General features: G+C 40.4%; 6 protein-coding genes. 5 read left to right on the top strand and 1 reads right to left on the bottom strand.

Annotation, left to right across the window (positions count from 1 at the left end):
• Positions 1–75: 75 nt before the first annotated feature.
• Entirely contained in the window at positions 76–579 is a 504-nt protein-coding gene (locus ABEQ24_RS22515) for a sigma-70 family RNA polymerase sigma factor (RefSeq protein ID WP_430008841.1), read from the bottom strand.
• 303 nt (positions 580–882) lie between these two features.
• Here ABEQ24_RS22515 and ABEQ24_RS22510 point away from each other — a divergent pair, with 303 nt between their 5' ends.
• The 5 genes from ABEQ24_RS22510 (at position 883) to ABEQ24_RS22490 (ending at position 6,712) form a co-directional block, all read left to right on the top strand.
• On the top strand, positions 883–1,473 hold the full coding sequence (locus ABEQ24_RS22510) for a cell wall hydrolase (RefSeq protein WP_430008840.1): 591 nt from the start codon (positions 883–885) through the stop codon (positions 1,471–1,473).
• A 165-nt stretch (positions 1,474–1,638) separates the two neighbouring features.
• Complete coding sequence (locus ABEQ24_RS22505) at positions 1,639–3,114, top strand: spore germination protein (protein ID WP_430008842.1); 1,476 nt, start codon at positions 1,639–1,641, stop codon at positions 3,112–3,114.
• Between the two features lie 19 nt (positions 3,115–3,133).
• Complete coding sequence (locus ABEQ24_RS22500) at positions 3,134–4,234, top strand: GerAB/ArcD/ProY family transporter (protein WP_430008839.1); 1,101 nt, start codon at positions 3,134–3,136, stop codon at positions 4,232–4,234.
• Complete coding sequence (locus ABEQ24_RS22495) at positions 4,224–5,294, top strand: Ger(x)C family spore germination protein (protein ID WP_430008838.1); 1,071 nt, start codon at positions 4,224–4,226, stop codon at positions 5,292–5,294. Before ABEQ24_RS22500 ends, ABEQ24_RS22495 begins: the two co-directional genes overlap by 11 nt.
• An 89-nt stretch (positions 5,295–5,383) precedes the next feature.
• The gene (locus tag ABEQ24_RS22490; protein ID WP_430008837.1) at positions 5,384–6,712 is read left to right on the top strand and encodes a polysaccharide biosynthesis protein; all 1,329 of its coding nucleotides are present in this window, start codon (positions 5,384–5,386) and stop codon (positions 6,710–6,712) included.
• The last annotated feature ends 67 nt before the right edge of the window (positions 6,713–6,779 follow it).

Below are 6,779 nucleotides of genomic sequence, written 5' to 3'. Positions count from 1 at the left end.
AACTTTTTGGGGTCACTTCACATTTGACAGCCGTTTTTCTGTTATTAGGAGAGAGAGAATTTTTACCCAGCTCAATTATGATTCTTCTGTTATCGCTCTGATTTTCTTGATTGCCTCTCTTCTCCACGATTTTACACTAGCAGGACTGACATTTTCACTCTCCGCAATTTCAGATGGCGTTTTCTTGTCAATGCAATAACCAATCAGCCATTTTTTCTGCATCGGAGTGAGAATGCTGCAATAGGAGCGGATAAGCTGCTCGCTCATGATTTCCTTAATTGGGTCTTCTGTGCCGATATCGTCATGATGATCGCGAAGCTCCTCAATTTCGTGCCTTCTATTTTGTTTATTCATTTCATTCAGCATCCTTCCTTTTATGCAATGATATAGATAGGTGCTGAATGCGCCTTTTGAACCGTCATATGTTATTGAAGCGTGCCATAAAGCGATGAGCCCGATTTGATGGTATTCTTCATGATGCTGCCTGATGTTTAAATGGTTAATATGAAAATAAATCATACTTTGATGCTTCTCGACCAATTCCTCAAAGTTTTTATCTTCAATCATCGTCTTCTCCAATTAGGAGCGCTCCATTCAAGTATTCCGCGGTAAATTCATCATAATGGCGTTGCTGAAACTCGTAAAAGCAGTAAAGAAGGTATATATATGCGGTCAGTTGCCTCAAATCGGCTGTTTTTGCATGGGGAAATAGCCTGTTATCTATACCTCTTCTCAGTGAAAAGCCTGATATGGCTCAATTTTTTGAATATTAAATTGGGGATCCTTCCATTTTTTAAGCAATGAATTCAGTGCTTAAAGCTGTTAGGCTATTACTTGTACTTCTTACAAGCGAATCCGAATGGAAAATTGGGAGGTTAATAAATGAAGAAATCATTTTTTACTTTAACGATTATTTCTGCACTTGCCATATCATTATTTGGATTTGAAAAAGCAGAGGCAGCAACAAAACACGAGGTTAAAACAGGCGATACATTATGGCTGATCGGCAAAAAGTACGGTGTATCCATTAAAGAGATTCAATCTCTTAATCATAAAAGCGGTCAATTATTATATGTAGGCGAAAAACTGCAGGTGCCGCAGTCAATTTCAGATGAAGATAAAGATTTATTGGCACGAATTGTTCACGCTGAGGCAAAAGGCGAGCCATATGCAGGTAAAGTGGCTGTGGCGACGGTTGTCTTAAACCGTGTAAAAGATGACAGGTTCCCTGATACCATTAAAGATGTTATTTATCAAAAGCAATCCGGCATTTACGCATTTTCTCCAGTAGAAAATGGCGCAATTCATGAACCTGCTGATGAAAAAGCTAAAGAAGCGGTCCAAGAAGCCCTGGCTTATGAGGGAATGGGCAATGACTCTGTCTATTTCTATAATCCTGTAACAGCTGAAAGCGACTGGATTCGCACTAGAGAAGTCACGCTTACGATCGGAAAACACACATTTGCAAAATAATGCACAAAACTCCCTTCCAGATGGATGGGAGTTTTTTTATGCCATAAAGCAAATTCAACATTTTCTCACGGGTCAATTTCTAGTTTTGTTTTTGAATAATTTACAAAATGGGAGGAAATATAAGGGAAAGTATGATCGTGAAGCGTGGTGGAAATCGTGAACAAGATGTATAAGGAGAATGGAAAACCAAAGCAGTCAATGGCTGAAGTGATCACTTGCTTCAAGGCCTCATCTGATTTTGTCCAATATGAGCATCATGCAAAAGAGACTGCCTTCTGGGTGTCCTACATTCGGACAGTTGTCGATCCTCAGCTTTTACATGAAAGTATAATGGCTCCTTTGCTGAAAGAGAAATGGACTACTCAGCAGCAGCTGAAAGAAATTGTTCCAATTGAAGAAATCATTATCACGATTGACACGGATATTGTCTCGGAGAAATTGCTTGAGGGCTATATCATTATTTCATTCTCTGAATATGGAAGTCCATGTACATTGTTAAGAGCTACTTTGAATAAAGCACGGGACATCTCCCTGCCAGAAGTTGAATTTAGTGTTGTAGGCCCGAAAGAAGCTTTTGTAGAAGCGATTGAATTTAATATCAATTTGATCCGCAAAAGGATTCAAGTGCCGCAGCTGCGCATAAAAGAAATGCAAATAGGCGATCTGTCCAAAACAAAGGTAGCTGTGCTCTACATCGACAGTATAGCAGATGAAGAAAATGTAAATACCATGACCCAGAGGTTAAGAGATATTAAATATGATCAAATAGGCGACAGCGGCTATGTGGCTCAGTTCATATCAGATAACCATAACTCTCCGTTTCCACAGGTGCTTGATTCAGAACGGCCTGACAGAGTGGCAGCTGTTCTTTCAGAAGGGAAGGTCGCTGTCGTTGTTGATGGCTCACCGCAGGTTTTAATCGGCCCCACAACTCTTGTAGAATTTTTCTCATCTTTTGAGGATTATTATCTAAATTGGGTGCTGTCATCATTTTTTAGGCTGATCCGCGTATTTGCCGTAGCCTTTTCCATCTTAGTGACGCCTTTATACGTAGCGACCCTAACCTTTCATTATGAATTAATTCCAAAGGATCTGCTGAGCACGCTCGTAACCTCGCGGCGCGAGATTCCGCTTCCTCCAATACTTGAGGCGCTGTTTTTGGAGCTGACGATTGAACTCCTTCGGGAAGCGGGAGCGCGTTTGCCGACAAAGGTCGGACAGACAATCGGTATCGTAGGCGGGATCGTTATTGGGACGGCATCGGTTGAAGCGGGTCTGACCAGTAACGTTCTTCTGATCATCGTCGCTTTGGCGGCACTTGCATCGTTTACAACACCCGTTTACAAGATGGGTAATACGATTCGCCTGCTTCGATTTCCATTTTTGATTTTTGCCCAAATTTATGGGCTTCTCGGCATTGTTTTATGTTTTTGTTTTTTAGCAACTCATCTCTTAAGGCTGACATCTCTCGGGAGGCCCTTTTTAGTGCCGATCTATCCGCCCCGGAGCCGGGATCTTAAAGATGCGATTATCCGTTTCCCTTTCTCAACATTAAACAAAAGGCCATTGGCCCTGCGGACAAAGCAGCCGGATAAATTTTCAGAGAAAAAAGCAAAACAGAAACATGACATAGATGAATAACAGATTGTGAGGTGTCCAGATGAAAAAAATTGCAGAACGATATCAAGTTTCGCACTTTCTTGTGTTTTTTCTTATTCACTCTCTTCAGTTTGGTGTGGGAGTGCTTGGCTTTCAGCGTTTTATTTCACTGGACTCCGGTCATGATGCCTGGATTGCTGTGCTTGCTTCGGGAGTCATTGTCCATATATCGATTTTTTTGATTTATCAGATTTTAAAGGATCAAGAGGGGAACATCCTTGATATTCATAAAAAGATTTTTGGCAAGTGGATCGGCAATGGGTTAAATGCCATTGTCATTATTTACTTTACCGGTCTTGCCATTAACGTCCTCCGAACCTTTATAGAAGTTATACAAGTATGGATGTTTCCAGATCTCAATGTCTGGATTTACAGCTTGATTTTTCTGATTCTTACTTATTACATATTAAATGGCGGTTTTCGGGTAGTAACAGGGATTTGCTTTTTTGGAGTCGTGCTCCCGGCATATCTGATTTTTTCATTTTTATTTACTTTGAAATTTGCGAACTTTAATAATCTGATGCCATTTTTTGATCATTCGATAAGTGATCTTTTAAAAAGCACAAAAAATATGTCGCTCACAGTGCTGGGTTTTGAAGCGCTGTTTATGTATTATCCTTTTTTGAAAAATCCAGAAAAATCGAGGAAGTGGGCGCACTTTGGTGCAGCAGTTACAACTTTGATCTACGTAATTATTATGCTGTTCAGCATCATTTATTTCAGTGAAGAGCAGCTTCAGAAAAATGTATGGGCAACACTTACGATCTGGAAGATTGTCGAAATGCCGTTTGTGGAAAGGTTTGAATATATCGGAATCGCAAACTGGAATCTTGTGATTTTGCCGAATGTATGTTTAACCCTTTGGTGTGCAAGCAGAGGCATGAAGCAGCTTGTGAAAATAAAGCAGAAATATACAATTCTGATTGTTCTAGCCGTCAGTTATGGAGCAGTTAATGTTATTAAAGACCGTGAACAGATTAATACGATTAACTCATTTTTAGGGGAGGTGGGCTTCTATATTTTTATGGCCTATATTCCAATTTTGTATTTACTCACGCTGATCTACCGTAAATGGAAGGGGGGAAGAAAGGTTGAAACGTAAAATGCTTGTTCTTCTCATTCCGATGTTTTTGACAGGATGTCTGGAAAAAGAAATATTGGATGATGTGAATATTATTACAGTTGTAGGCTTTGACATGGTGGGCTCAGGTCAAGTGAAAGGAACGGTTGTCATTCCGGTTTATACGCAGGATGCCCCTGTTGAAAGTGAAATTATCGAATCTACTTCATCGAATGAGGTCAGCAAAGATATTTTAACGCACCTGCAGCGTAAATCATCTGATCCGCTCGTCCTTGGGAAAGTTTCTGTTGTTATCTATTCAGAGGAAGTTGCTGAAAAAGGACTGACAAACCTTGTGGATACGCTGCAGAGGGATGCAAGTGTCGGTTCCCGCGTCTATTTGACAGTGGGCAGAGAGGATGCCAGTGCCATTATGAAAGCTAAATTTGGAAACAGAGGAGCAGCTGCCTATATTTCAAATCTGATCCGCCATAACGTTGAAAGCAGGGACGTTCCTAAAACAAATCTGCACATTTTTCTATATGATCTATATTCAAAAGACAGTGATCCCTTCTTGCCGATTTTGAAAAAGGGTGAGGGAGGTTCAGTTGAAATTGATGGCCTTGCCTTATTTAAAGGTGACAAAATGGTCAGTGAAATTTCAAATGAAAAACTGATTTTCTTTAAACTGATTGCAGATAAATATACCGAAGGCATTTATGCTCTCAAACTGCCAAAAAAGGAACAGGTGGCCATTAAAGCCATCTCTTCTCACCGCAAAATTGAAGTGAATAAAAAGGATCCATCGAAATTGACAATAAAAGTCAAGCTCAGCGGGGTTGTTCAGCAGTATACAGGAGATATGATCACACCTAAAATCAAACATGAAATGGAGAAAGCCTTTGAGAAAGAGATCATAAAAGAATCGAAACAGATGATTGAACAATTTAAAGAACTTGAGATTGATCCGCTGGGACTGCAGGATTTGGTGCAAAGCCATATTAGAGGCTTGCATACAAAAGAATGGAAAGAAATTTATCCAAAACTGTCTGTTGAAATCAAACCTGAAGTCATGATCACGGAAACAGGGGTAATTGAGTAGGGAAAAACGATCAATAAACAAATTTTAAAATATTTTGGTGACTTGTCTCATATCCTTTTAGAAAGTTCTTCTCAGGGGAGTGAGTCAGCATGAATTCTTTTTTCAAAGGAACCCTTTTATTGATCGTTGCCGCTTTTTTCAGTGAATGCATCGAATTTTTCGTCAACATGATCTTGGCCAGAGAACTTGGAGAAGAAGGAATGGGCAGATATATGTCCATTTTGCCTGTCATCTTTTTAGTTGCTGTCCTGGCAAGTCTTGAACTGCCGATTTCCATTTCCAAATACATCGCTGAAAACAAGAGGGTCCTGCATTACAGTATGCTGCGCCACGCTCTGCAGATGACAATAATTGTTACGCTTGCTGTGCTGTTGGTCAGCATCTTTCTTTTTTCAGCTACGTCGCTGCTTGACGGATTTCATCCAATCGTACAATGGCTGATTATTGGGCTCATTCCGATTGCATCGTTCTCTTCAATTGCGAGAGGGTACTTTATGGGTGTACAGCAGATGGGAAAGATTGCTTTTTCAAATTTTTTGCGAAAAGCGGTGCAATTTAGTGTACTGCTGCTTATTTTCACCATTTTTCAATTTGATCAAAATGCTTTGCTGATAGCGCTCTGTGCTTTTATTGGCAGTGAACTGATTGTTTTTGTTTATTTGATCAGTATGTTTATGATACATATGCATGCTCTTAAATATGAAAACAACACATTTACAACCGGAAAACACGCAAGACAAAAGCTGCTGTCTGTATCCCTCCCGACAACAGGCTTGAGGATCTTTCATGCCATAACAAATGCGATCCAGCCTTTTTTAATCCAAACGGCCCTCATAACAGCAGGATTCGGCACAGTTGCCGCGACTGAGCATTTTGGTATGCTGACAGGAGTAGCGATGACCATTGGGTTTTTTCCGGCATTTATTGCCCATTCTTTAATGATTATGCTGATTCCAAACGTTTCTGATTCATACGCCAGGCAGGATACGAAGACACTGCGGGTGCTCCTGCAGCAATCAATGTCTTTTACCATGCTTTACGGAATTCCTGCCATATTCATTATTTATCTCTTTGCAGAACCGCTGACATCTCTATTTTTCTCATCCGTTCAGGCAGCCTTTTATCTGAAACTGCTGTGGCCATATTTTTTATTTCATTTTTTCGTGATTCCAATGCAGGCATATTTAATAGGACTTGGACTAGTGAAGGATGCGTTCTACCATACGGTCTGGTCGCATATTGTCTCATTTGGAATGATGTTTCTGCTTGGCTCACAGCCTTCGCTGCAAATGGCAGGGATTATTCTTGGGATGAATACAGGCATTGTGCTATTAACGCTTATGCATTATGTGACAATCTGCCGGAAGATCGGAATTACGCTGTGGCTCACCGAGCGCAGGGACAGTGTTTACCGATGATTCTGAAAGCTCGCAATACATTTGCTAGTCCGATAATAAGAAAAAGGATTGAAATAGCTCTTGACCC

The sequence above is a fragment of the Metabacillus idriensis genome, assembly GCF_050483325.1.
Lineage (GTDB): Bacteria > Bacillota > Bacilli > Bacillales > Bacillaceae > Bacillus_P > Bacillus_P idriensis_A.
The sequence above is the reverse complement of the archived record's forward strand: the minus strand, read 5'-3'. Positions and strand labels throughout refer to the sequence as shown.

Excerpts from the sequence above, each read along its gene's own strand:
- ABEQ24_RS22500 (WP_430008839.1), top strand. The coding sequence starts at position 3,134 with ATGAAAAAAATTGCAGAACGATATCAAGTTTCGCACTTTCTTGTGTTT.
- ABEQ24_RS22490 (WP_430008837.1), top strand. The coding sequence starts at position 5,384 with ATGAATTCTTTTTTCAAAGGAACCCTTTTATTGATCGTTGCCGCTTTT.
- ABEQ24_RS22505 (WP_430008842.1), top strand. The coding sequence starts at position 1,639 with ATGTATAAGGAGAATGGAAAACCAAAGCAGTCAATGGCTGAAGTGATC.
- ABEQ24_RS22510 (WP_430008840.1), top strand. The coding sequence starts at position 883 with ATGAAGAAATCATTTTTTACTTTAACGATTATTTCTGCACTTGCCATA.